The sequence below is a fragment of the Enterobacter soli genome (assembly GCF_964208575.1).
Classification (GTDB): domain Bacteria; phylum Pseudomonadota; class Gammaproteobacteria; order Enterobacterales; family Enterobacteriaceae; genus Enterobacter; species Enterobacter soli_A.
Window position 1 is genome coordinate 230687 of record NZ_CAXOFU010000005.1, and the last position, 23220, is coordinate 253906.

General features: G+C 58.3%; 23 protein-coding genes. 12 read left to right on the plus strand and 11 right to left on the minus strand.

Annotated features, from left to right (window positions below):
* Window positions 1–131: 131 nt before the first annotated feature.
* Window positions 132–1532, minus strand: a complete 1401-nt coding sequence (locus AB6V08_RS07355; protein WP_368542070.1) for a NarK family nitrate/nitrite MFS transporter — start codon at window positions 1530–1532, stop codon at window positions 132–134.
* A gap of 309 nt (window positions 1533–1841) precedes the next feature.
* Between AB6V08_RS07355 and narX the strand changes: the two genes are divergently transcribed.
* Complete coding sequence (gene narX / locus AB6V08_RS07360; RefSeq protein ID WP_368542071.1) at window positions 1842–3638, plus strand: nitrate/nitrite two-component system sensor histidine kinase NarX; 1797 nt, start codon at window positions 1842–1844, stop codon at window positions 3636–3638.
* Window positions 3631–4281, plus strand: a complete 651-nt coding sequence (gene narL, locus AB6V08_RS07365; protein WP_028018756.1) for a two-component system response regulator NarL — start codon at window positions 3631–3633, stop codon at window positions 4279–4281. The genes narX and narL overlap by 8 nt, the downstream gene beginning before the upstream one ends.
* A gap of 2 nt (window positions 4282–4283) precedes the next feature.
* On the opposite strand, the gene AB6V08_RS07370 is transcribed toward narL, so the two are convergent.
* Complete coding sequence (locus AB6V08_RS07370) at window positions 4284–5690, minus strand: YchO/YchP family invasin (protein ID WP_368542125.1); 1407 nt, start codon at window positions 5688–5690, stop codon at window positions 4284–4286.
* 177 nt (window positions 5691–5867) lie between these two features.
* On the opposite strand from AB6V08_RS07370, the gene AB6V08_RS07375 reads away from it, so the two are divergent.
* From AB6V08_RS07375 to AB6V08_RS07385, 3 genes are all read left to right on the plus strand, one after another.
* A complete protein-coding gene (locus AB6V08_RS07375) occupies window positions 5868–6221 on the plus strand; it encodes a DsrE/DsrF/TusD sulfur relay family protein (protein ID WP_368542072.1) in 354 nt (117 codons plus the stop codon).
* Window positions 6222–6327: 106 nt separating this feature from the next.
* Window positions 6328–8112: a methyl-accepting chemotaxis protein gene (locus AB6V08_RS07380; protein ID WP_368542073.1), complete on the plus strand. Its 1785-nt coding sequence runs from the start codon at window positions 6328–6330 to the stop codon at window positions 8110–8112.
* 212 nt (window positions 8113–8324) lie between these two features.
* Window positions 8325–8564, plus strand: a complete 240-nt coding sequence (locus AB6V08_RS07385) for a hypothetical protein (protein ID WP_368542074.1) — start codon at window positions 8325–8327, stop codon at window positions 8562–8564.
* 28 nt (window positions 8565–8592) lie between these two features.
* Here AB6V08_RS07385 and AB6V08_RS07390 read toward each other — a convergent pair whose 3' ends face one another.
* Both AB6V08_RS07390 and chaB read right to left on the minus strand, forming a co-directional pair.
* Window positions 8593–9288, minus strand: a complete 696-nt coding sequence (locus tag AB6V08_RS07390; RefSeq protein WP_368542075.1) for a gamma-glutamylcyclotransferase — start codon at window positions 9286–9288, stop codon at window positions 8593–8595.
* A 177-nt stretch (window positions 9289–9465) separates the two neighbouring features.
* The gene (gene chaB, locus AB6V08_RS07395; RefSeq protein WP_368542076.1) at window positions 9466–9696 is read right to left on the minus strand and encodes a putative cation transport regulator ChaB; all 231 of its coding nucleotides are present in this window, start codon (window positions 9694–9696) and stop codon (window positions 9466–9468) included.
* A gap of 269 nt (window positions 9697–9965) precedes the next feature.
* On the opposite strand from chaB, the gene chaA reads away from it, so the two are divergent.
* Together chaA and AB6V08_RS07405 are read left to right on the plus strand one after the other, a co-directional pair.
* Window positions 9966–11066, plus strand: a complete 1101-nt coding sequence (gene chaA, locus AB6V08_RS07400) for a sodium-potassium/proton antiporter ChaA (protein WP_368542077.1) — start codon at window positions 9966–9968, stop codon at window positions 11064–11066.
* 168 nt (window positions 11067–11234) lie between these two features.
* Window positions 11235–12128 (plus strand): PhzF family phenazine biosynthesis protein, encoded by an 894-nt coding sequence (locus AB6V08_RS07405; RefSeq protein WP_368542078.1) that lies wholly within the window; start codon window positions 11235–11237, stop codon window positions 12126–12128.
* Window positions 12129–12172: 44 nt separating this feature from the next.
* Here the strand turns inward: AB6V08_RS07405 and kdsA are convergent, their stop codons facing one another.
* The 6 genes from kdsA to hemA are packed head-to-tail and all read right to left on the minus strand — an operon-like array spanning window position 12173 to window position 17476.
* Window positions 12173–13027, minus strand: coding sequence for a 3-deoxy-8-phosphooctulonate synthase (kdsA, locus tag AB6V08_RS07410; RefSeq protein WP_006175888.1), 855 nt, complete (start codon window positions 13025–13027; stop codon window positions 12173–12175).
* A gap of 36 nt (window positions 13028–13063) precedes the next feature.
* Window positions 13064–13873 carry an invasion regulator SirB1 gene (gene sirB1 / locus AB6V08_RS07415; protein ID WP_368542079.1) on the minus strand — a complete coding sequence of 270 codons (810 nt, stop codon included), beginning with the start codon at window positions 13871–13873 and terminating at the stop codon, window positions 13064–13066.
* A 3-nt stretch (window positions 13874–13876) separates the two neighbouring features.
* Entirely contained in the window at window positions 13877–14269 is a 393-nt protein-coding gene (sirB2, locus tag AB6V08_RS07420) for an invasion regulator SirB2 (protein ID WP_368542080.1), read from the minus strand.
* Window positions 14266–15096 carry a peptide chain release factor N(5)-glutamine methyltransferase gene (gene prmC / locus AB6V08_RS07425; protein WP_368542081.1) on the minus strand — a complete coding sequence of 277 codons (831 nt, stop codon included), beginning with the start codon at window positions 15094–15096 and terminating at the stop codon, window positions 14266–14268. The genes sirB2 and prmC overlap by 4 nt, the downstream gene beginning before the upstream one ends.
* The gene (prfA, locus tag AB6V08_RS07430; protein WP_368542082.1) at window positions 15096–16178 is read right to left on the minus strand and encodes a peptide chain release factor 1; all 1083 of its coding nucleotides are present in this window, start codon (window positions 16176–16178) and stop codon (window positions 15096–15098) included. Before prfA ends, prmC begins: the two co-directional genes overlap by 1 nt.
* Window positions 16179–16219: 41 nt before the next feature.
* On the minus strand, window positions 16220–17476 hold the full coding sequence (gene hemA, locus AB6V08_RS07435) for a glutamyl-tRNA reductase (protein WP_368542083.1): 1257 nt from the start codon (window positions 17474–17476) through the stop codon (window positions 16220–16222).
* A gap of 200 nt (window positions 17477–17676) precedes the next feature.
* On the opposite strand from hemA, the gene lolB reads away from it, so the two are divergent.
* The 4 genes from lolB to dauA all read left to right on the plus strand — a co-directional run bounded on the left by lolB (window position 17677) and on the right by dauA (window position 22029).
* Entirely contained in the window at window positions 17677–18288 is a 612-nt protein-coding gene (gene lolB, locus AB6V08_RS07440; RefSeq protein WP_368542084.1) for a lipoprotein insertase outer membrane protein LolB, read from the plus strand.
* Complete coding sequence (gene ispE, locus AB6V08_RS07445) at window positions 18285–19154, plus strand: 4-(cytidine 5'-diphospho)-2-C-methyl-D-erythritol kinase (RefSeq protein ID WP_368542085.1); 870 nt, start codon at window positions 18285–18287, stop codon at window positions 19152–19154. Before lolB ends, ispE begins: the two co-directional genes overlap by 4 nt.
* 123 nt (window positions 19155–19277) lie before the next feature.
* The gene (prs, locus tag AB6V08_RS07450; protein WP_003856663.1) at window positions 19278–20225 is read left to right on the plus strand and encodes a ribose-phosphate diphosphokinase; all 948 of its coding nucleotides are present in this window, start codon (window positions 19278–19280) and stop codon (window positions 20223–20225) included.
* Between the two features lie 124 nt (window positions 20226–20349).
* Window positions 20350–22029: a C4-dicarboxylic acid transporter DauA gene (dauA, locus tag AB6V08_RS07455; RefSeq protein WP_368542086.1), complete on the plus strand. Its 1680-nt coding sequence runs from the start codon at window positions 20350–20352 to the stop codon at window positions 22027–22029.
* A gap of 54 nt (window positions 22030–22083) precedes the next feature.
* Here the strand turns inward: dauA and ychH are convergent, their stop codons facing one another.
* Complete coding sequence (gene ychH / locus AB6V08_RS07460) at window positions 22084–22359, minus strand: stress-induced protein YchH (protein ID WP_112011604.1); 276 nt, start codon at window positions 22357–22359, stop codon at window positions 22084–22086.
* Between the two features lie 273 nt (window positions 22360–22632).
* Between ychH and pth the strand changes: the two genes are divergently transcribed.
* The gene (pth, locus tag AB6V08_RS07465; RefSeq protein ID WP_013096226.1) at window positions 22633–23217 is read left to right on the plus strand and encodes an aminoacyl-tRNA hydrolase; all 585 of its coding nucleotides are present in this window, start codon (window positions 22633–22635) and stop codon (window positions 23215–23217) included.
* Window positions 23218–23220 lie beyond the last annotated feature (3 nt).

Below are 23220 nucleotides of genomic sequence, written 5' to 3' on the forward strand. Positions count from 1 at the left end.
GTAGAGCACCCTGCAAAGCGATGGGGATCACGGTGTTTCCCGCGACCTCTCCTGGCAGCCCTTTGAGTATGTTGTAACTATTGCAGCCAAAAAAAACGCGGCCCGAAGGCCGCGTAAACGGATAATCAAACTTACTTATTTTTCTTAGTATTACGTCCGTATACCAGCCACGTAATCACGACGCAGGCGATATAGAATACGAGGAATACCTTCATCGCCCCTGCCGGAGAGCCGGTCAGGTCAAGCGAGATACCGAACGCTTTCGGAATGAAGAAGCCGCCAATCGCGCCGATGGCTGAGATAAAGCCCAGCGCTGCTGCGGTGTCCGTTGCCGCCTCACGCATGGCCTGCTCTTCGCTGCCGCCCTGCGCTTTCACGCGATCCATCGTCAGCTTGCGGAAAATAACGGAAATCATCTGGAAGGTAGAGGCGCTACCCAGCCCGGCGGTCAGGAACAGCACCATGAACACGCCGAAGAAGGCGATGAAGTTACCGCCCTCGCCGCCGGCAGGCAGCGTCAGGAACAGCAGCGCGCAGAAGACCGCCATCACCACGAAGTTCACCAGCGTGACGCGAGTCCCGCCCAGGCGGTCAGAGATCATGCCGCCAACGGAACGCGCCAGCGCGCCAATGAACGGGCCGAAGAAGGCGAAATGCAGGATCTGCACGTCCGGGAACTGGGTTTTCGACAGCATCGCAAAGCCCGCGGAGAAGCCGATAAACGAACCGAAGGTAGCCAGATACAGCAGCGCCATCACCCACAGGTGTCCGCGCTTCAGCACCGGCAGCTGCTCGCTCAGAGAAGCCTTAGACGCCGACAGATCGTTCATGAAGAACCAGGCCGCCAGGGTGAAGACTACCAGGAACGGACCCCAGATCCACGCGGCGTTTTGCAGGAACAGAGAAGAACCGTCCGCCTGCTCAACGCCCGTCCCGCCGCCAAACGCGGCAAAGATAGAGACAGAGATCGCCAGCGGCGCGATCAGCTGCATCACGCTCACGCCCATGTTGCCCAGGCCGCCGTTGATGCCCAGCGCACCGCCCTGCTTCGCTTTCGGGAAGAAGAAGCTGATGTTCGCCATGCTCGACGCAAAGTTTGCGCCCGCGAAGCCGCACAGCAGAGAGATGATCACGAATACGCTAAACGGCGTAGAGGTATCCTGCACCGCGAAGCCCAGCCAGACGCAGGGAACGATCATGATCCCGGTGCTGAACGCCGTCCAGCGACGGCCGCCAAAGACTGGCACCATAAACGCGTAAGGAACGCGCAGCAGCGCACCCGACAGCGAAGGCAGCGCGGTCAGCATAAACAGCTGATCGGTGGTAAAGGTAAAACCGACTTTCGGCAGATTCACCGCCACTGCGCTAAACAACATCCATACGCAAAACGCCAGCAGCAGACAAGGAACGGAAATCCACAGATTGCGGCTTGCTACACGGTGACCGCGCTGCTGCCAAAACGCCGGATCTTCCGGACGCCAGTCGGTAATAACGGCACCACTTTCCCTTTCGGGAGCGGATGAGTGACTCATAGACACCTCTGATTCTCGAATGATGGTGCAAACATTAGGGTTTTAGGGCGACGGTAAGTTGATATAAATCAAAGGAAAAGTGGGAGGTTTTGCGGCGAAAAAAAAGTCATTACTCTTAGTGAGTAGGCTTTTCCGGTAAAAAAGATGTGGTTTTTCACGGTGCTGACGATTCCCCGTACCACCATCCTCCCGGACATTACCCACTCGGCAATTTGGAGGTAATCCTTTATTGGTATGGGTATACTCCAGGGTATGCATGAAAATAGCGCCATTCCTGCAAGCAGGCCACGTCAGGAGCCCGGCAACCCTATGTTAAAAAGATGTTTATCTCCGCTGACACTCGTTAACCAGTTAGCATTGATTGTTTTGCTGTCCACCGCTATCGGCGTGACCGGCATGGCGATCTCCGGCTGGCTGGTACAGGGCGTGCAGGGTAATGCCCATGCCATTAACGAGGCAGGCTCGCTACGTATGCAGAGTTACCGCCTGCTGGCCTCGGTTCCCCTCTCCTCGCGCGATGAGCCGCTGATTGACGAGATGGAGCGCACCGCATTTAGCCCGGAGCTGGAAAGAGCCGCCCTGCGTGACGGTCAACAGGCCCAGCTCAAGGCGCTGCAAAACTACTGGCACGCGCAGCTTAAGCCGGGCCTGCTGCAGGCGCGAAGCGGCGATACCGTTTCCCGCGACGTCGCGGGCTTCGTCTCACGCATAGATAACCTGGTTTCCAGCTTCGATCAAACCACCGAGATGCGCATCGACCGCGTGGTGATGGTGCACCGGGCGATGGCGGCGTTTATGGCGCTGCTGCTGATCTTCACCATCGTCTGGCTGCGCGCGCGCCTGCTGAATCCGTGGAAACAGCTGCTGGCGATGGCGCGGGCGGTCACCGCGCGCGACTTTACCCAGCGCACCCACATCAGCGGCCGCAACGAAATGGCGATGCTCGGCCAGGCGCTCAACACCATGTCGGAAGAGCTGTCCGAAAGCTACGCGGTGCTGGAAAAACGCGTGCAGGAGAAAACCGCCGGGCTTGAGCAGAAGAACGAAATTCTGTCGTTCCTGTGGCAGGCCAACCGCCGTCTGCACATGCAGGTTCCGCTGTGCGAGCGCCTTTCCCCGGTGCTCAACGGCCTGCAAAACCTGACGCTGCTGCACGACCTGGAGCTGCGGGTTTACGACGTTGAAGACGAAGAGAATCATCAGGAGTTTACCTGTCAGTCGGACATGTCCTGCGACGACAAGGGCTGCCATCTCTGCCCGCGCGGCCTGCCGCCGCTGGTCGGGAGTGGGACAACCCTCAAATGGCGGCTGACGGATACCCACACGCAGTACGGCATTCTGCTCGCAACGCTGCCCGCCGGGCGGCATCTGAGCCACGACCAGCAGCAGCTGGTGGATACGCTGGTTGAGCAACTCACCGCGACGCTGGCGCTCGACCGCCATCAGGAAAAACAGCAGCAGCTGATCGTGATGGAAGAGCGCGCCACCATCGCCCGGGAGCTTCACGACTCCATCGCCCAGTCGCTCTCCTGTATGAAGATGCAGGTAAGCTGCCTGCAAATGCAGGACGAAGGATTGCCGGAGAGCAGCAAACAGCTGCTGGGTCAGATCCGCAACGAGCTGAACACCTCCTGGGTGCAGCTTCGCGAGCTGCTGACCACCTTCCGCTTGCAGCTGACCGAGCCGGGCCTGCGCCCTGCCCTGGAGTCCAGCTGTCAGGAATTTAGCGCCCGCCTGGGGTTCCCGGTGAAGCTCGACTACCAGCTTCCGCCGCGCTTTGTCCCCTCGCATCAGGCCATACATTTGCTGCAAATCGCCCGCGAAGCCCTGAGCAACGTGCTCAAGCACGCGGGCGCGACGGCAGTAACCGTGACCGTCAGCCACCATAATAATCAGGTGAAACTCACGGTCACGGACAACGGCTGCGGCGTGCCGGAAAATGCCGAGAGAAGTAACCACTATGGTTTAATTATCATGCGAGACCGCGCGCAAAGCCTGCGCGGAGATTGCCAGGTTCGCCGGGGAGAGTCTGGTGGCACTGAAGTAGTGGTCACCTTTATTCCCGAAAAGCCCCTTATAACTGCTCAAGGAGAAAACCATGACTAATCAGGAACCGGCATCCATCCTGTTGATTGACGACCATCCGATGCTGCGCACAGGCGTAAAACAGCTGGTCAGTATGGCACCGGATATCACCGTCGTTGGCGAAGCCAGCAACGGCGAACAGGGTATTGAACTTGCCGAAGCGCTCGATCCTGATTTGATCCTGCTCGATCTCAACATGCCCGGCATGAACGGCCTTGAAACCCTCGACAAGCTGCGCGAGAAGTCCCTTTCTGGCCGCGTGGTGGTCTTTAGCGTGTCCAATCACGAAGAGGACGTGGTAACCGCCCTCAAGCGCGGCGCTGACGGCTATCTGCTGAAGGATATGGAGCCGGAAGATCTGCTCAAGGCGCTGCAGCAGGCCGCAGCGGGCGAGATGGTGCTGAGCGAAGCCTTAACGCCGGTTCTCGCCGCCAGCCTGCGCGCAAACCGCGCCACCTCCGACCGCGATGTGAGCCAGCTGACCCCGCGCGAGCGCGATATCCTCAAGCTGATCGCCCAGGGCCTGCCGAACAAAATGATCGCCCGCCGTCTGGATATCACCGAGAGCACGGTGAAGGTGCACGTGAAGCACATGCTCAAAAAGATGAAATTAAAGTCCCGCGTCGAAGCGGCGGTATGGGTACACCAGGAGCGTATCTTTTAATTTTACTCATCCGGCAGCAGCTTCCACCGCGGATCGTCGTCAGGTAATGCGATAAGCGGTTGCGCCACCGAAAGCGTGATCTCATTGGAAGAGACACGCTGCCCGTCTTCATCTTCTACCACCACCGACAGTTTCCAGCTGTTTCGCGCCCCGTCGCCCTCGTTCCAGGCAGGCATGATCACGCTCCAGCCTTCGCTGCTGTTACTTTTCGCCGGTGACGTCAGGCTCAGCGCCTGGGTATCGCCCTGCCAGTGCAGCTGACGAATGCCGTGGGTGCTGCGGATTTGCAGCTTAAGCATCACGGTTTCGCCGCCCTTCAAATCCCACGGCGGCGTGGCCAGATACACCGACAGATTTTTGCGCTGGCGGAACTCCATCACCGGCAGGCTATCGCGCTCCGGCGAGTCGTAACGGCTGCCGCGCAGGGAACGGGTGGCGGCGACCTCTGCGGACGACAGCTGTTTCGCCAGCGGCACGCCAAACCGGTAGTTGACCTTCAGGCCGAGGTTGTTCTGGCTTTCGCCGCTCTCCCCCTGCTTGTGCGCGGCAGAAAGGGTCAGCAGCGGAACCGGGGTGTAGTTCAGCCCCAGGTTGACCGCCACCGGGTTGTGATACCCGGTGCCGCTGTTGAACAGATCGACGCTGTCACCGAAATACTGCTCAAAGCTGACGCTGGTGTTGAGATGGTGGAACCAGGGCAGCCAGGCCTTCGCCGTGACGTCGTAGCCGCGCGCCATGCGCTGCTCCTGCACGTCGCTGCGGCTGCGCCACCCGGCAAACGGCTGATAATAGTTGGCCGACAGCCGCAGGTTCTCGCCCCAGGCTTCCGCCCCCAGCCCGGCGCGCTGCAGGTTTTCGTCCAGCAGATTGTCATAAAACGTGTTGTAGCCGAGCAGCCAGCTTCCGGCGAGCCAGCGCTGGCCGATGCCCGCATTGCTCACCAGCCCGTCCGTTTGCTGCGTCAGCCCAAGCTGGCTCCAGCTGAGATAGCGGTTGTTGTCCTGCCACGGAATAAACCAGCGCCCGCTGCTGCCGGTGAATTGCCCGTCTTCGTCCACCAGCAGATCCACGCTGGCGTTGCCCCAGGGCGAGAGCCAGGATTCAATCTGCTGGTTCACTTCGCCGCTGACGGCATCCCGCACCTGCCCGAAGGCAAACTGCCGCGCCTGCTCCCCGGTGGTCAGGCCGTTATCCACCATGCTGGCCTCGCCGAAGGCTTTTGCCATCTCCGCGATGTGCTTTTCTCGCTCCGAGGTCGGTTTGGCAAGCCCCAGGTCGGGCAGGCCGTCGCCGTTGTTATCGAAGGGATTTTGCGCCTGATGGATATAGGAATTCTGCGCAGCCTGAACGGCTCCGCCACAGCAGAGAAGAACGTAAAACAACGAAGTAATACGTGAAAAAACAACCATCAACGTTGGGAAAGGTGCCTGCAATTAGTGGAATACGCGTAATACCTTAACGCTATTGGGAAATAATTGCAGCCTTAGGGGAAATTTCAGGAATAACCTGAAAGCCCTCGCCGATGGCGCGACGCCTGTTAAAGGCGTACTCTTCCCGCGTCATGGTTGCAAATAACAGGAGTTAACATGCAGAAGATTGTCATCGTCGCCAACGGGGCGGCCTACGGCAGTGAATCCCTTTTCAACAGCCTGCGCCTGGCGATTGCCCTGCGCGATCGGGATAGCGAGCTGGAGCTTAAGCTCTTTTTGATGTCGGATGCGGTCACCGCCGGGCTGAAAGGGCAAAAGCCCGCCGAGGGCTATAACATCCAGCAGATGCTGGAGATCCTGACCGCGCAGGATGTGCCGGTTAAGCTGTGTAAAACCTGCACCGACGGACGCGGGATCACCGCCCTGCCGCTGATTGACGGCGTGGAGATTGGCACGCTGGTGGAGCTGGCGGAGTGGACGCTGTCCGCCGATAAAGTATTAACTTTTTAATAATAAACCCACAAAAATATTATTTTCTTATGGACGCGGTTTCAGCATCAAGTTTACCTGCAAGGTTGCCGATAGGCATGGAAACAACACAGCAGGTATTTCACTTATGTTCAGATCCATCCGTGCTCGCATCATTGCCGCGACGACAGGCTGTCTGGTCGTCGCCCTTCTTCTTAATACCGTTATTAACTTCCAGGTCACGCGCCAGGATAACCAGCAGTCGCAGCGCGATATTCTGACCAGCACCAGCGCCAGTCACAATATGGCGATTGCCGACTGGGTGAACGGCAAAATGACGGTCATCACCTCCGCGCAGACCGTGGCGTTGAGCGACGACCCGGTTCCGGTCTTCAAACAGCTCGCCCAGGCGGGTGGGTTTACCAACGTCTACGTGGGTTACGCCAGCAAAACGGCGAAATTCTCCGATCCGGCGGGCGTGCCTGCGGATTACGACCCGACCATTCGCCCCTGGTATCAGCAGGTGGTGAGCACCGACGGCCCGGTTGTGACCGCGCCCTACGTTGACGCGGGCACCGGAAAGCTGGTGGTGACCTTCGCCGTGCCGGTGAAAGAAAACGGCACCCTGAAAGCGGTTGTGGCGGGTGACGTGGCGATGGACAGCGTGGTGGCGAACGTGCGCGGCATTCACCCAAGCCCTGCGAGCAGCGGGCTGCTGGTCAACAGCGACGGCAGCGTTATTGCCGCTAACGACCCGGCGCTGACCCTGAAACCCTTCACCGAGGCGATCAAAGGCACCGATTTTGCGGCCCTGAAAAGCGGCAAGCCGGTGGACGGCACCTTTGACGGCGCGGACAAAACCTTCCTGGCGACCGCCGTACCGGGCACCCAGTGGATGCTGATCGTGGCGCTGGACAGCAACGATGCCACCTCCGGCATGCGCTCGCTGCTGAAAGCCTCCGCCCTGTCGCTGATCGTTCTCGCCCTGCTGAGCGGCGCGATTGTCCACCTCCTGATTGCCCGCCTGCTGAAGCGTTTGTCCGATATTCGCGATGCGATGCACAACATCGCTAACGGCACCAACGATTTGTCCCAGCGTCTGCCCGACAGCGGCGATGACGAAGTGGCGCAGATCGCGAAGGCCTTTAACGCCTTTAGCGACAAGCTGTCGGTGGTCATGGCCCAGCTTCGCGACGCCAGCGCGCAGGTGAAAAACGCGGCGCAGGAAATTGCCGCGGGCAACCAGGATCTCTCCGGGCGCACCGAACAGGCCGCGTCGAGCCTGCGCGAAACCGCCAGCGCCGTGGAGGAGATTACCGCGTCGGTCACCCAGTCCAACGAATCTGCCGCCGAAGCCAACGATCAGGCGAGCAAGGCCTCGGCCGCCGCCTCGCGCGGGGGCGAAGTGGTGTCCCAGGCCATCAGCACCATGCAGTCTATCGAGGTGGCCTCGGCAAAAATTGGCGATATCACCAGCGTGATCGATGGCATTGCCTTCCAGACCAACATTCTGGCGCTCAACGCCTCGGTTGAAGCCGCCCGCGCGGGCGAGCAGGGCCGCGGTTTTGCGGTGGTCGCCGGCGAGGTGCGCAACCTGGCAAGCCGCAGCGCGCAGGCGGCGAAGGAGATTAAGTCCCTTATCGACTCCACCACCGACAGCGTGGCAACCGGCTCGCGCTACGTGCATCTGGCGGGAGAAAGCATGAACGAGATCCGCGCCAGCATCGGCAGCGTGTCGGGGATCATGCGTGAAATATCCATCGCCACCAGCGAGCAGATGAAGGGGATCCACGAGATTAACCACGCGGTCACCCACCTCGACCGCATGGTGCAGCAGAACGCCGAGCTGGTGGTGCAGTCCGCCGCAGCAGCCAGCGCCCTGCAAAGCCAGGCGGGCGACCTTGCTGAAACGGCGGGACATTTCCGCATTTAATTTTCTGCTGGCGCGCATTTACCGGGTGAATAGCGCGCCAGCTGAAAGCTTTCAGGCATTTTGTCATTTTTGTTTAATCGTTATGCCATTTTTTGATCAAAATCAGCACCGTCACCCCTCCCCTTTGGTGTTATGCCATGAGTGAATTGTGAACAACATCACGCTCGGAATTGGCCGCAGGGAGCGCATTGTTTAAGACGACGGGGTAAAAAATGGCACTGGTGAAAACAAGTTTGAAGCTGTTTGGCGGGGATACGGTGGTGGTGCGCTGCTCGGAGCGCTGCCGCATTCATCTGATGAGCGCGAAGGCGCAGAAGCATTCGCAGGCGGATATTCTGACCGTACAGGATGATAAAGCCTGGCTGACGGTGCCTTACACCGGCACGTGGGACGTGCTGATTGACAGCCACAGCCAGTCCCTTGAGCACTCGGTAAGCTACATCGCCGCATAAAAAAACGCCCGGTCAGCCGGGCGTTTTCTCAGGCAAATCCCGGACGCAGCGGGTTGTTCAGCCGATTCCCCTCCAGCAGCGCCTTCACCTTCACCACCAGCTCGTTCAGACAATCGTCCTTCATGCCGAGGCGCGTCAGCTCCTGGTCTAAGGAGAAAAGATACTGGGCGTTGGTGCCGAGCGGGCCGCTGGCCGCCGCGATAAGCGGGGCGATGACCTGGGTGCGGGTATCGGCTTCGTACAGGGGATGGCGCGGATCCATGATAAACACCAGCGCGTTTACGGTGCGACCGTCATCCAGCTCGAGCTTGCACCAGCTCGGCATATAGCAGCCGGTGATCATTTCGCGCTTCCACAGCAGCGTCAGCTCCTCTTCAAGGGTGGCGTCCGGCAGCCGATAGGCCACGCCCGTGGTGCGCCCGCCCTCTTTCAGTGCAAGCATACGGCCGGGCTGACACGCGCTGCCGCGTCCGGCGGTCAGGCGCAGACAGAATGCGCGATGCCAGCCGGGGAGCGTGCCCGTTGCTGATTCAACAAATTCAAGCGCCGGGTTCCACATCAGCGAACCGTAGCCAAAGATCCATACCGGGCCATCGTCCGGACGGCAGGCAAGCGTCGCGGCAAGGGACGCCGCACGTTGTTCAGCCGACCAGAGAAGCGATTCCTCAATAGCACCAAATGCCGTCTTACAATCTGCCTTCATTAAGAAATCACGCGTAATCACTATCCACCTCCGCCACTGCGTGCTTCCTTGCGACAACTTTATTTCGCCTTCCCGGCATCAGGTGCTGTTCATTTTAACAGCAGTGGAATAACGATAAGCAATTCATAGGCCAGTTGCAATACAACGAAAGTTCAACCGCCTGAAAAGTCAAAATCAAGGCAGCTAATCATTTCAACGCTATTTCTTTTTGTGCCATTTATCATCGTCCCCTTTCTCGTAGTCATGTTTTACCGCGGCCCACGCCACCTTGTGCGCAGTTTCTTCGCGGCTGGCGTCATCCTTGCGATCCTCTTTATCTTTGTACTGATCCCAGGCGCTGTTGAAGGCCTCTTTGTAGATATCCTGCGCGTGGGCGGGGAGGACGTGCTGAACGCTGTCGGGTAAATCCTGTTTCGTTTTATATGGCATCACTAACCTCTCTTTTTGCTAAATCATAAGTGTGGTTGATGATACGGATTGCTGCCACCCGAGGTTAAATCGTGCCAGATTAACAATTTTAATTCGCTGATATATAAAAGATAATTATACTTTTAAGGCACTTATGCGAACTTCGCGTTGATTTTATTAAAAACCGTAAAATTAAGTAAAAATTCAAGGGTATTTAACAGAGATCTGTTAGTTTAATGACCTCAAAATTCTATCTATAATTACAAGCACCTGCATTTATGGAGAAGCACATGACAACAGCACATGAGGCGGTTAAAACCCGCCACAAGGAGACGTCCCTCATTTTCCCGCTCCTGGCACTGGCGGTGCTGCTTTTATGGGGAAGCAGCCAGTCAATGCCAGTGGTAGTGGGTATCAACATTCTTGCTTTGGTCGGGATTTTAAGCAGCGCATTTAGCGTTGTTCGCCACGCAGATGTCTTAGCGCACCGTCTTGGCGAGCCGTACGGTTCATTAATATTAAGCCTTTCCGTTGTTATTCTCGAAGTTAGCCTGATTTCTGCCCTGATGGCCACCGGGGACGCCGCGCCGACGCTAATGCGCGACACGCTCTATTCCATCATTATGATTGTGACCGGCGGCCTCGTGGGCTTCTCGCTGTTATTAGGCGGGCGTAAATTCGCCACCCAGTATATGAATCTCTTTGGTATTAAGCAGTACCTGATCGCCCTGTTCCCGCTGGCGATTATTGTGCTGGTGTTCCCGATGGCGCTGCCGGGCGCGAACTTTACCACCGGCCAGGCGCTGCTGGTTGCGTTGATTTCCGCCGCCATGTACGGCGTGTTCCTGCTGATTCAGACCAAAACGCACCAGAGCCTGTTCGTGTATGAGCACGAAGACGACGGGGACGACGACGACCCGCATCACGGCAAGCCCTCCGCGCACAGCAGCATGTGGCATACCCTTTGGCTGATCGTGCATCTGATTGCGGTTATAGCCGTCACCAAGATGAACGCCAACCCGCTCGAAACGCTGTTGACCGAGCTGAATGCGCCGGTCGCGTTTACCGGCTTCCTGGTCGCGCTGCTGATCCTGTCGCCGGAAGGCCTGGGCGCGTTGAAAGCGGTGCTGAACAATCAGGTGCAGCGCGCAATGAACCTGTTCTTCGGCTCGGTGCTGGCAACCATCTCACTGACCGTGCCGGTCGTAACCCTGATTGCATTTATGACCGGCAACGAGCTGCAGTTTGCGCTCGGCGCGCCGGAGATGATCGTAATGGTCGCCTCGCTGCTGCTGTGCCAGATCTCCTTCTCCACCGGGCGCACCAACGTGCTGAACGGCGCGGCGCATATGGCGCTGTTTATTGCCTATCTGATGACGATTTTTGCCTGATAACAATCCGCGTGGGGGCAACGGCCCTCACGCATACCCGCCCCCGCCAGTCCGAAATGCTCATCCGATGGCCTCAATACATTCCCCTCATGAATGTGGAAAATATTTCACATGAATTACCGGAATAAACCCGTTAGGTTTACTGGTAACTCAAATGAAGGGAAAACAATGAAAAGACGCTACGCAGTCGCTGATGTTTTTACTGACACCCCCTTTCTCGGCAATCCGGTTGCCGTGGTTTTAGACGCTGAGGGACTGAGCGCCGCGCAAATGCAGCAGATCGCCGCGGAGTTTGGCTACAGCGAAACGACGTTTGTCCTCCCGCCGGAGTATGCCCGCAATACGGCCAGAGTGCGGATTTTTACCCCGACGCGGGAAATCCCTTTTGCCGGACATCCTAACGTCGGCACCGCCTACGTACTCGCGCATTTAGCCGAAGCTCACGGGCAGGAGCTTGGGCAGGAGCTACGGTTTGAAGAGATTGCCGGACTGGTGCCCATCCGCCTGATCCGGGAGAACGGCGCGGTGGCCGGCGCCGAGCTGCTGGTGCCGGAAGCCTTATCCTGCCGCTCGCAGGTCAGCCCTGAAAAGGTCGCCGCCTGCCTGTCGCTGCAGGCTGACGATATCCGCACCGAGACCCATGCCCCCGTGGTGGCATCCGTGGGTTTGCCGTTTCTGGTGGTAGAGCTGGCTTCCCGCGACGCGCTGCGCCGCTGCGTGCCGAACCTGCAGGGGTTCCAGGCCATTTTGCCGCTGGACGGCGCGGTCTCCATTTACGCGTGGGTTCCGGAAACGGATCCTGCGCTGCCGTTCGACCTGCATTCGCGCATGTTTACGCCACGAATGACGGAGGATCCGGCAACGGGCAGCGCTACCGCCGCCGTGACGGCGCTGCTGGCACAGCGTCGCCAGCGCGCTTCGCTGTCTCTGCGCGTCAGCCAGGGCGTGGATATGGGGCGCGCAAGCGTGCTGCTTGCACACTATGATGAGACGTCGGGCACGCCGACGGTGCGGGTGGCAGGTAAAAGCGTGATTACGATGGAAGGAACATTTACGCTTTAGCGCCCATAAAAAAACCCGCCGAAGCGGGTTTTTTATGAGCTTAATCAGTTGCTGGTATCCAGCTCGTCGAAGCTTTTCACCAGATCGTCGATCGCTTTGATCTGTTTCAGGAACGGCTCCAGCTTGTCCAGCGGAAGCGCGGACGGGCCGTCGCATTTCGCGTTGGCCGGATCCGGGTGGGCTTCAATGAACAGGCCCGCCAGGCCGGTCGCCATACCCGCACGCGCCAGCTCGGTTACCTGCGCACGACGGCCGCCGGAGGCTGCGCCAAACGGGTCGCGGCACTGCAGCGCGTGGGTCACGTCGAAGATTACCGGAGACTGGTTAGACACGTTCTTCATCACGCTGAAGCCCAGCATGTCCACCACCAGGTTGTCATAGCCGAAGTTTGCACCACGGTCGCAGAGGATAACTTTGTCGTTACCGCCTTCGATAAATTTGTCGACGATGTTACCCATCTGGCCTGGGCTGACGAACTGCGGTTTTTTCACGTTGATAACGGCACCGGTTTTCGCCATCGCAGCCACCAGGTCGGTCTGGCGAGCGAGGAAGGCCGGAAGCTGAATCACGTCAACCACGTCCGCCACGGGCTGCGCCTGAGAAGCTTCGTGTACGTCGGTGATCACTTTCACGCCAAAGGTCTGCTTCAGCTCCTGGAAAATCTTCATCCCCTCTTCCAGGCCCGGGCCACGGTAAGAGTTGATTGAGGAGCGGTTGGCTTTGTCAAAAGAGGCTTTAAACACGTACGGGATGCCCAGCTTCTGGGTCACGGTCACGTAGTGTTCGCAGATGCGCATAGCGAGATCGCGGGATTCCAGCACGTTCATACCGCCAAACAGCACGAACGGCAGGTCGTTTGCCACGTTGATATCACCAATGCTAACCACTTTTTGTTTCATAGGATCGCCTTATTCAGGTGTGAATCGGAATTAAGATTAATGCAGTGTAATTTGTTTATGCGAGATCGCGTTGATTTGCGCGCGGATCATTTCGCTAATCGGATCTTCCGGGCACTGCTCAACGAAATAGCTCAGATCGTTCAGCGCCACGTGCTCGCAGTCCAGCTGTGCATAGATGAGGCCGCGGTCGCGAATTTCATAGGGATCTTCCGGATTAAACTGCAGCAGCACTTCGCTGGCCCGCAGCGCCAGCTCCATCTGCCGCTCTTCCATCAGCGCCGCCTTCAGCGTATCCAGCAGCTTGCGGATAACCTCTGCGTTATCGGCTTCGTCCAGATCTTCATTGAACAGCTCGGCCACCGGGCTGATGTTGCCCTTCAGCCACACGTCCAGCGTATGCTCGTCCAGCGTGTCGCCGTTGAACGGGTTGATTAACCACATCTCGCCGTCCAGCCACTCCGCGCGCAGGATCATCTGCGTCGGGAAAATGACCGGCACCAGCGGAATATCCAGACGGTGCGCGACCCACAGCAAAATCGCCCCCAGCGCCACCGCGCTGCCCTGACGATTTTTTAAAACCTGATCCAGCCAAAGTGCATCAGAAAGGCGGTACACGCCGCGCGTATCGCAAAAACCCCATTCGCCGTAGAAAAGCTCAACCAGCTTTTCCAGCTGCCAGTCCTGAGGGCGCGCCTGGTTTATCTCTTCTCGCGCCAGGCTGACCAGACTTTCCAGCTCATCGTAGACGTACTGCGACGTAAAATCGTCGCGGATCATCTCCGAAATCAGGATCATGCCGTCGCAAAGCGGCACTTTATTAAATTCGAAATCGGCCAAGGACCTCATGACTTACCCCAGTAACGGTATTCTAGTGGTGGCGAGTTTAATGATGATGTACAGCACCACCAGACCCAGCAGAAAGGCGATAAACCCTGTCTGCTGGCTGCGCGGACGACGACGCCCAAGCGCGATAAAACCCAAAACGATGTAGATGATAACGCCAAACAGCTTTTCAGTCAGCCATGCGCCTTTATCAGTAAATGGCAGATAGCCCGTCTTCCACATTAACCCCGCCCCGGAAAGGAACAGCAGCGTATCAATGCAGTGCGGCGCAACGCGCACCCAGCGGGCGTCAATCAGCGGATTACTGCTGTAGCGCCACCAGTAGCGAACGATGAAAAAGCCGATCGTCAGCGCAACGCTGACGAGATGAACGGTAAGCAGGACGCTAAACAGGCTCATTGCCATCGGCCCAGGGTTAAGCGTTCGTTGCCACCGTAGTCGCGGCAGGTTTCCACCGCGCCGTAGCCCGCGGCGCTAAACAGCCCGCGAACCGCCTCGCCCTGCGTCCAGCCGTGCTCCACCAGCAGCCAGCCGCCCGGCAGTAGATGCAGACGTGACGTTGTAATGATGTGCTCGAGATCGGCAAGACCTTCGTTGGCGGCAACCAGGGCGGTGAGCGGCTCAAAGCGCACGTCGCCCTGTGCGAGGTGCGGATCGCGCTCGTCGATATACGGCGGGTTGCTGACAATCATGGCGAAGGTCTGCTGCTCAAGCGTCGAAAACCAGCTGCTTTGCTGCACGGTCACGTTGTTCAGCCCTAGACGCTCGACGTTGCGCCGGGCGAGCTGCACGGCGTCGGGCATCAGATCCACCGCCGTCACCCGGCAGTCCGGGCGCTCGCTCGCCAGCGCCAGCGCAATCGCGCCGGTGCCGGTGCCTAAATCAAGAATGTGGCAGCCGTTTTGCGGTAAACGCGCCAGCGCCTGCTCCACCAGACACTCGGTGTCCGGACGCGGAATAAGCGTGGCGGGCGACACGTACAGCGGCAGCGACCAGAATTCGCGCTCGCCCACCAGGTGCGCGACCGGTTCGCCCGCTTTACGCCGGGCAAGCAAAACCGTGAGCTGCGCTTCCTGCTCCGGGCTTAACGGCGTTTCGCCGAACGCCAGCAGAAAGGTGCGGGTTTTGCCCGTCACATACTCCAGCAGGATTTCGGCGTCGCGCTTAGGGCTTTCGCCTCCACACAGCGCAGCGGTGGCATTACGTAGCCAGTGCTGAAAATCCATTATTCCTGCTCGGAAAGCGCCGCCAGCTGGTCGGCCTGGTATTCCTGCACGATAGGCTCAATCAGCATGTCGAGCTTGCCTTCCATCACTTCGTCCAGACGGTACAGCGTCAGGTTGATGCGGTGGTCGGTCACGCGGCCCTGCGGGAAGTTATAGGTACGGTTACGGTCGCTGCGATCGCCGCTGCCGAGCAGGTTGCGACGGGTTGAGGCTTCGGCCTGCTGGCGCTTCGCCACCTCGGCGGCGCGAATACGCGCGCCGAGAACGGACAAGGCCTTGGCTTTGTTTTTGTGCTGCGAACGTTCGTCCTGGCACTCCACCACGATGCCGGTCGGCAGGTGGGTAATACGGATTGCGGAGTCGGTGGTGTTAACGTGCTGACCGCCCGCCCCGGAGGAGCGGAAGGTGTCGATGCGCAGATCCGCCGGGTTAATGTCCGGCAGCTCGGCTTCCGGCAGCTCGGGCATTACCGCAACGGTACAGGCGGAGGTGTGGATACGCCCCTGGGATTCGGTGGCCGGTACGCGCTGCACGCGATGGCCGCCGGACTCAAACTTCAGGCGCCCGTAAACGCCGTCGCCGCTGATTTTGGCGATCACTTCCTTAAAGCCGCCGTGCTCGCCTTCGTTGGCGCTCATGATCTCCACGCGCCAGCGGCGGGATTCCGCGTAGCGGCTGTACATGCGGAACAGATCGCCTGCGAACAGCGCGGCTTCGTCGCCGCCCGTCCCGGCGCGCACTTCCACGAAGGCGTTGCGTTCGTCGTCCGGATCTTTCGGCAGCAGCAGCACCTGAAGCTGCTGCTCCATCTCTTCGGCGCGCGCTTTGGCGTCCTGCAACTCTTCCTGCGCCATTTCGCGCATTTCAGGATCGTCGAGCATCATCTGCGCGGTTTCGATATCTTCCTGAACCTGACGCCAGTCGGTAAAGCATTTAGAGACATCACTTAGCTGCGCATATTCACGCGACAGCGCGCGAAAACGTTCCTGGTCTGCAATAGTCCCGGCATCGCCGAGCAGCGCCTGTACTTCTTCATGGCGCTCGTGCAGAGCTTCCAGTTTGGCGACGATAGAAGGCTTCATAGGCGTAAGTGCACCTTGTAATAGAAAATGGGTGTAGGGCGCTATTCCAGCCCGAGGCTGTTGCGCAGAATAGTCAGGCGTTCATCATCCCCGTCCCGGGCTGCCTGCTGAAGAGATTTGGTTGGTGCATGGATCAGGCGGTTGGTCAGTTTCCAGGCCAGATCCTGCATTATTGCCTGTGCGTCGCCACCCTGTTCAAGGGCAGCCAGCGCTTTGGCAGTCAGGTCGTCACGCACCTGCTCCGCCTGTCCGCGGTATTCGCGGATGGTCTCGCTGACGCTTTGCGCGCGCAGCCAGGCCATAAACTCGCTGGTTTCCTGCTCGACAATCGTTTCTGCCTGAACCGCCGCCGCTTTGCGCTGGGCGAGGTTGTGCGAAATGATGCTTTGCAGATCGTCCACGCTGTAAAGATAGGCGTTTGCCAGCTTGCCCACTTCCGGCTCGACATCGCGCGGGACGGCGATATCCACCAGCAGCATCGGCTGATTACGGCGGGATTTTAAGGCGCGCTCCACCATCCCTTTCCCGATGATCGGCAGCGGGCTGGCGGTGGAGCTGATAATGATATCCGCCTCTTTCAGGCGTTCATCGATGTCGCTCAGGGCAATAACTTCAGCCCCGACTTCGTCTGCCAGCACCTGCGCACGCTCGCGGGTACGGTTGGCGATAATCATCTTTTTCACTTTGTGTTCGCGCAGATGGCGAGCCACAAGCTCGATGGTTTCACCCGCCCCGACCAGCAGCACCGTGACGGTTGCCAGGGATTCGAAGATTTGACGCGCAAGGGTACAGGCCGCGAACGCAACGGAAACCGCACTGGCACCAATGTCGGTTTCGGTTCGCACACGCTTTGCCACGGAGAAGGATTTCTGGAACATGCGCTCCAGCTCGCTGGCCTTGAGATGGCCTTTATGGGAGTCCGCGAAGGCTTTTTTTACCTGGCCGAGAATTTGCGGCTCGCCCAGCACCAGCGAATCGAGGCCGCTGGCCACGCGCATAAGGTGGCTGACCGCATCGTTGTCCTGATGCCAGTACAGGCTTTTACGCAGCTCTTCTTCGTTGAGGTTGTGGTAGTCGCACAGCCAGCGGATAAGCGCCTCGTGCAGGTTGTCCTGCTCTTCCACGCTCAGGTAAAGCTCGGTACGGTTGCACGTCGACAGCACCACGCCGCCTTGCACCATCGGCTGTGCAAGCAGGCTATCCAGCGCCAGGTCGAGCTTATCCGGCGAAAACGTAACGCGTTCTCGCAGCGAAACCGGGGCCGTTTTGTGGTTAATACCGAGTGCTAAAAGGGTCATGTGAGCGGGAGTAGTACCAGCGTTAATAAGGTTAGCAGGACGCATCATACAGGATGCGCGAGATCAATAAAAGAGACTGCACCCTTTCGGAGTAATAGGTTACGAAGCGCTTTGAGATAATTTGAACGTAGACGGTAGCACCCGTGGACGCTAGCATTAACAGTTATAACTGCAACGTATCTCAAGGATTTGTCATCATTATGACCCGACTGATTCGCCTGCTGCCTCTGGCGGCGCTGGTTCTGACCGCGTGTTCTATTACTCCACCGAAAGGCCCGGGCAAAAGCCCTGACTCCCCACAGTGGCGTCAGCACCAGCAGGATGTGCGTAACCTGAGCCAATATCAGACGCGCGGCGCGTTTGCCTATCTCTCTGACGAGCAAAAAGTGTACGCGCGCTTCTTCTGGCAACAAACGGGTCAGGATAACTACCGCCTGCTGCTGCTGAACCCGCTGGGCAGCACCGAGCTTGAGCTGATCGCCAAACCGGGTGAAGCGCAGATCACCGACAACAAAGGCAAACACTACACCGCCACGGATGCCGAAGAGATGATCGGCAAACTGACCGGGATGCCTATTCCGCTGAACAGCCTGCGCCAGTGGATCCTCGGCCTGCCGGGCGACGCGACCGATTACAGCCTCGACGACCAGTATCGCCTGAGCCAGGTGAACTACAGCCAGAACGGCAAAAGCTGGAAAGTGGTGTACAACAGCTACGACAGCAACATCAAACCGTCGCTGCCATCCAACATGGAGCTGACGCAGGGCAGCCAGCGTATCAAGCTGAAAATGGATAACTGGATTGTTAAATGATGACCCACTGGCCTTCCCCGGCAAAACTGAACCTGTTTCTCTACATCACCGGGCAGCGCGCCGACGGGTATCACACTCTGCAAACGCTGTTTCAGTTTGTCGACTATGGCGACACCATCGCCATTGAGCCTCGTCAGGACGGTCAACTTCGCCTGCTTACGCCCGTTGAAGGCGTGGAAAACGAAGACAACCTGATCGTGCGCGCCGCGCGGCTGCTGATGAAGGCAGCGGCGGATACCGGACGGTTGCCTGCCGGAAGCGGTGCGGACATCAGCGTTGAAAAACGCCTGCCGATGGGCGGCGGCCTGGGTGGCGGCTCGTCCAACGCCGCCACCGTGCTGGTGGCGCTGAACCACCTGTGGGGCTGCGGGCTGACGGAAGACGAGCTGGCGGCGCTGGGGCTGACGCTCGGGGCCGACGTTCCGGTGTTTGTGCGCGGTCGTGCGGCGTTCGCCGAGGGCGTTGGGGAGATCCTTTCCCCGGTGGAACCGCCGGAAAAATGGTATCTGGTTGCCCATCCCGGGGTCAGCATTCCGACTCCCGTCATCTTCAAAGATCCTGACCTGCCACGTAATACCCCGGTGCGGTCAATAGAAACGTTATTAAATTGTGAATTCAGCAACGATTGCGAGGTTATCGCAAGAAAACGTTTTCGCGAGGTTGATGAAGCGCTTTCCTGGCTGTTAGAATACGCGCCGTCGCGCCTGACTGGCACAGGAGCCTGTGTTTTTGCTGAATTTGACACAGAATCTTCTGCACGTCAGGTGCTCGAGCTGGCTCCAGAGTGGCTGCATGGTTTTGTAGCGCGTGGTATGAACATCTCCCCGCTACGGCAAGCCATTCTGGCGCAATCTGAGTTTCGGTGACAACGTCACCCTGTTCCAGACGTTGCATCGCGCTCTTTAATACACGCCTGGATAGCCTTCGCCTGGCCCGCACAGTTTACGGCGAAACTATCCACCACTGGACGCATGCCTGAGGTTCTTCTCGTGCCTGATATGAAGCTTTTTGCTGGTAACGCCACCCCGGAACTAGCACAACGTATTGCCAACCGCCTGTACACTTCTCTCGGCGACGCCGCCGTAGGTCGCTTTAGCGATGGCGAAGTCAGCGTACAAATCAACGAAAATGTACGCGGTGGTGATATTTTCATCATCCAGTCCACCTGTGCTCCAACGAACGACAACCTGATGGAATTGGTTGTTATGGTCGATGCTCTGCGTCGTGCTTCCGCAGGCCGTATCACCGCTGTAATCCCTTACTTTGGCTATGCCCGTCAGGACCGTCGCGTTCGTTCTGCGCGTGTGCCAATCACCGCTAAAGTTGTTGCCGATTTCCTGTCAAGCGTGGGTGTTGACCGCGTTCTGACCGTTGACCTGCACGCCGAGCAGATCCAGGGCTTCTTCGATGTCCCGGTTGATAACGTATTCGGCAGCCCTATCCTGCTGGAAGACATGCTGCAGCTGAACCTGGACAACCCAATTGTGGTTTCTCCGGACATCGGCGGCGTGGTACGTGCTCGTGCTATCGCAAAACTGCTGAACGATACCGACATGGCTATCATCGACAAGCGTCGTCCGCGCGCTAACGTTTCTCAGGTGATGCACATCATCGGTGACGTTGCTGGCCGCGACTGCGTGCTGGTTGATGACATGATCGATACCGGCGGTACGCTGTGTAAAGCTGCTGAAGCGCTGAAAGAGCGTGGTGCCAAGCGCGTGTTCGCCTACGCGACTCACCCGATCTTCTCCGGTAACGCGGTGAATAATCTTCGCAACTCCGTTATTGATGAAGTTGTGGTTTGCGATACCATCCCACTGAGTGACGAAATCAAAGCGCTGCCAAACGTGCGTACTTTGACCCTGTCCGGGATGCTGGCCGAAGCGATTCGTCGTATCAGCAACGAAGAATCGATCTCTGCAATGTTCGAGCATTAATCGAACACGGCCAAAAAACCCGCTGCGGCGGGTTTTTTTGTTTCTGATATTTATTTGTATGATCAATGCAACAATCACCTGCCATTTCTATGACAGATGATGCGCACATGGATGATAGATTATTGTGAAAAACGTAAACGCCTCACAAGTTCTGCCCTTTCGCGCCCTCATCGACGCTTGCTGGAAAGAGAAATACACCTCGTCGCGCTTCCTGCGTGACGTTATCGCCGGGATCACCGTCGGTATCATTGCCATACCGCTGGCAATGGCGCTGGCTATCGGTAGCGGCGTCGCGCCGCAGTACGGCCTTTACACCTCGGCGGTCGCCGGGATTGTGATTGCGCTGACGGGCGGCTCGCGCTTTAGCGTATCCGGCCCTACCGCGGCGTTTGTGGTGATCCTCTATCCGGTTTCTCAGCAATTTGGCCTGGCAGGGCTGCTGGTTGCCACCCTGATGTCCGGCGTCTTTTTAATTCTGTTCGGGCTGGCCCGTTTTGGCCGGCTTATCGAATACATTCCCCTTTCCGTGACGCTGGGGTTCACTTCCGGGATTGGTATCACCATCGGGACGATGCAGATTAAAGATTTTCTCGGCCTGCAGTTAACGCACGTTCCTGAACACTATCTGCAAAAGGTCGGCGCGCTGTTTATGGCGCTGCCTACCGCCAACCTGGGCGATGCCGCCATCGGCGTGGTGACGCTCGGAACGCTTATTGTCTGGCCGCGCCTGGGGATTCGCCTGCCGGGGCATCTGCCTGCGCTGCTGCTGGGCTGCGCGGTCATGGCTATCGTTAACCTGGCGGGCGGGCACGTGGCGACCATCGGCTCGCAGTTCCACTACGTTCTGGCTGACGGCTCACAGGGCAGCGGCATTCCGCAGCTGCTGCCGCAGCTGGTGCTGCCGTGGGACATGCCGGGCTCCAGCTTCACGCTGAGCTGGGATTCGCTGCAGGCGCTGCTGCCTGCGGCGTTCTCGATGGCGATGCTGGGCGCCATTGAGTCTCTGCTGTGCGCGGTGGTGCTGGACGGCATGACCGGCACCAAGCATAAGGCCAACAGTGAGCTGGTCGGTCAGGGTCTGGGCAACCTCGTTGCGCCATTCTTTGGCGGGATTACCGCGACGGCGGCCATTGCCCGCTCGGCGGCCAACGTGCGTGCCGGTGCCACCTCTCCGGTCTCCGCCATTATTCACTCCCTGCTGGTGATTCTGGCGTTGCTGATCCTCGCCCCGCTGCTCTCCTGGCTGCCGCTTTCCGCGATGGCCGCCCTGCTGCTGATGGTGGCGTGGAACATGAGCGAAGCGCACAAGGTGGTGTACCTGCTGCGTAAAGCGCCGAAGGACGACATCATCGTCATGCTGATCTGCATGTCGCTGACGGTGCTGTTCGATATGGTGATCGCCATCAGCGTGGGCATTGTGCTCGCGTCGCTGCTGTTTATGCGCCGCATTGCGCGCATGACGCGCCTCTCCCCGGTTAACGTCGAAACGCCTGATGACGTGCTGGTGCTGCGCGTGATTGGCCCGCTGTTCTTTGCCGCCGCAGAGGGCCTGTTCAGCGATCTGGAGTCGCGCATTGCGGGTAAACGTATCGTGGTGCTGAAGTGGGATGCGGTTCCGGTGCTGGACGCGGGCGGTCTGGACGCCTTCCAGCGCTTTGTGAAGCGCCTGCCGGAAGGCTGCGAGCTGCGGGTGAGCAATCTTGAGTTTCAGCCGCTGCGCACCATGGCTCGCGCCGGCGTGCAGCCTATCCCCGGTCGCCTCGCCTTCTATCCCAACCGCGAAGCGGCGTTAGCCGACCTTTAACCCATAAAAAAAACGGCTCTGTCACAGAGCCGTTTTCATAAATCTTATCGCTTCCTAGCTATGCTTATGCTGGTCGCGGCGACAGCGTTTGTCGTAGTGACGCACCCACCAGTATCTGTCACTGACCTGCTCGTGACCGCTGACGCGGGCACCTGCCAGCCACAAAACCGCGCCGAGGAAGATGCTCAGCACCGCACCGTGTGCGAAGTATTGCGGGAGGTCAAGCTGTGGCAACTGGTTTAAAATGGAATAGCCTACACCGCCCACCATCACGAACAGTCCCAACCCCATTAGCACGTTACCGAGTATCGAAGCGTTTTTGCGTTTCATATGTCACCTCCGGAACTTTGGGTTGCAGGGGAAAAGCCCCTAATCCTTGTGTGTAAAGTATAGACAACGCCGCTTTTATGAGTTGCGTTAAGGATCACAATAATGGTGAGCGCCCGTACAAAAGTTTACAAATAAGCAACTGAACAGCTTGAAATTCTAATGGTTCACGCCCGTAATTATTCCCATTTCGCTGTTGTTGTCGCAGAATTTTGTCAACCGGCGCGTCAGACAGTAAACTACGCGCCGAATCTGGAACCCTTTAGGAATGAAAACGTGACGATTAAACTGATTGTCGGTCTCGCCAACCCGGGCGCTGAATACGCAGCGACTCGCCATAATGCGGGCGCCTGGTATGTCGATCTGCTGGCCGAGCGGTTACGTGCCCCACTGCGTGAAGAACCGAAATTCTACGGCTATACCTCACGTATCAATCTGGCCGGAGCGGATGTTCGCCTGCTGGTGCCCACCACGTTTATGAACCTGAGCGGCAAAGCGGTTGCAGCCATGGCGACGTTCTACCGTATCAATCCTGACGAAATCCTCGTGGCCCACGATGAGCTCGATCTGCCGCCGGGCGTGGCAAAATTCAAACTTGGCGGGGGCCATGGCGGCCACAACGGCCTGAAAGACATCATCAGCAAGCTTGGCAATAACCCGAATTTCCACCGTTTGCGCGTGGGAATTGGCCATCCGGGCGATAAAAACAAAGTTGTGGGATTCGTGCTGGGTAAGCCTCCGGTTTCTGAGCAAAAATTGATAGACGAGGCGGTAGACGAAGCGGCGCGTTGTACCGAAATCTGGCTGAAAGACGGGTTAACGAAAGCGACAAATCGCTTACACGCTTTCAAAGCGCAATAATCG

Coding starts and splice junctions, on each gene's coding strand:
- AB6V08_RS07370 (WP_368542125.1), bottom strand. CDS start 5,690: ATGGTTGTTTTTTCACGTATTACTTCGTTGTTTTACGTTCTTCTCTGC.
- AB6V08_RS07375 (WP_368542072.1), top strand. CDS start 5,868: ATGCAGAAGATTGTCATCGTCGCCAACGGGGCGGCCTACGGCAGTGAA.
- sirB1 (WP_368542079.1), bottom strand. CDS start 13,873: ATGAGGTCCTTGGCCGATTTCGAATTTAATAAAGTGCCGCTTTGCGAC.
- AB6V08_RS07385 (WP_368542074.1), top strand. CDS start 8,325: ATGGCACTGGTGAAAACAAGTTTGAAGCTGTTTGGCGGGGATACGGTG.
- narL (WP_028018756.1), top strand. CDS start 3,631: ATGACTAATCAGGAACCGGCATCCATCCTGTTGATTGACGACCATCCG.
- sirB2 (WP_368542080.1), bottom strand. CDS start 14,269: ATGAGCCTGTTTAGCGTCCTGCTTACCGTTCATCTCGTCAGCGTTGCG.
- AB6V08_RS07355 (WP_368542070.1), bottom strand. CDS start 1,532: ATGAGTCACTCATCCGCTCCCGAAAGGGAAAGTGGTGCCGTTATTACC.
- ychH (WP_112011604.1), bottom strand. CDS start 22,359: ATGAAACGCAAAAACGCTTCGATACTCGGTAACGTGCTAATGGGGTTG.
- lolB (WP_368542084.1), top strand. CDS start 17,677: ATGACCCGACTGATTCGCCTGCTGCCTCTGGCGGCGCTGGTTCTGACC.
- chaA (WP_368542077.1), top strand. CDS start 9,966: ATGACAACAGCACATGAGGCGGTTAAAACCCGCCACAAGGAGACGTCC.
- prmC (WP_368542081.1), bottom strand. CDS start 15,096: ATGGATTTTCAGCACTGGCTACGTAATGCCACCGCTGCGCTGTGTGGA.
- AB6V08_RS07380 (WP_368542073.1), top strand. CDS start 6,328: ATGTTCAGATCCATCCGTGCTCGCATCATTGCCGCGACGACAGGCTGT.
- prfA (WP_368542082.1), bottom strand. CDS start 16,178: ATGAAGCCTTCTATCGTCGCCAAACTGGAAGCTCTGCACGAGCGCCAT.
- hemA (WP_368542083.1), bottom strand. CDS start 17,476: ATGACCCTTTTAGCACTCGGTATTAACCACAAAACGGCCCCGGTTTCG.
- ispE (WP_368542085.1), top strand. CDS start 18,285: ATGATGACCCACTGGCCTTCCCCGGCAAAACTGAACCTGTTTCTCTAC.
- chaB (WP_368542076.1), bottom strand. CDS start 9,696: ATGCCATATAAAACGAAACAGGATTTACCCGACAGCGTTCAGCACGTC.
- kdsA (WP_006175888.1), bottom strand. CDS start 13,027: ATGAAACAAAAAGTGGTTAGCATTGGTGATATCAACGTGGCAAACGAC.
- AB6V08_RS07405 (WP_368542078.1), top strand. CDS start 11,235: ATGAAAAGACGCTACGCAGTCGCTGATGTTTTTACTGACACCCCCTTT.
- narX (WP_368542071.1), top strand. CDS start 1,842: ATGTTAAAAAGATGTTTATCTCCGCTGACACTCGTTAACCAGTTAGCA.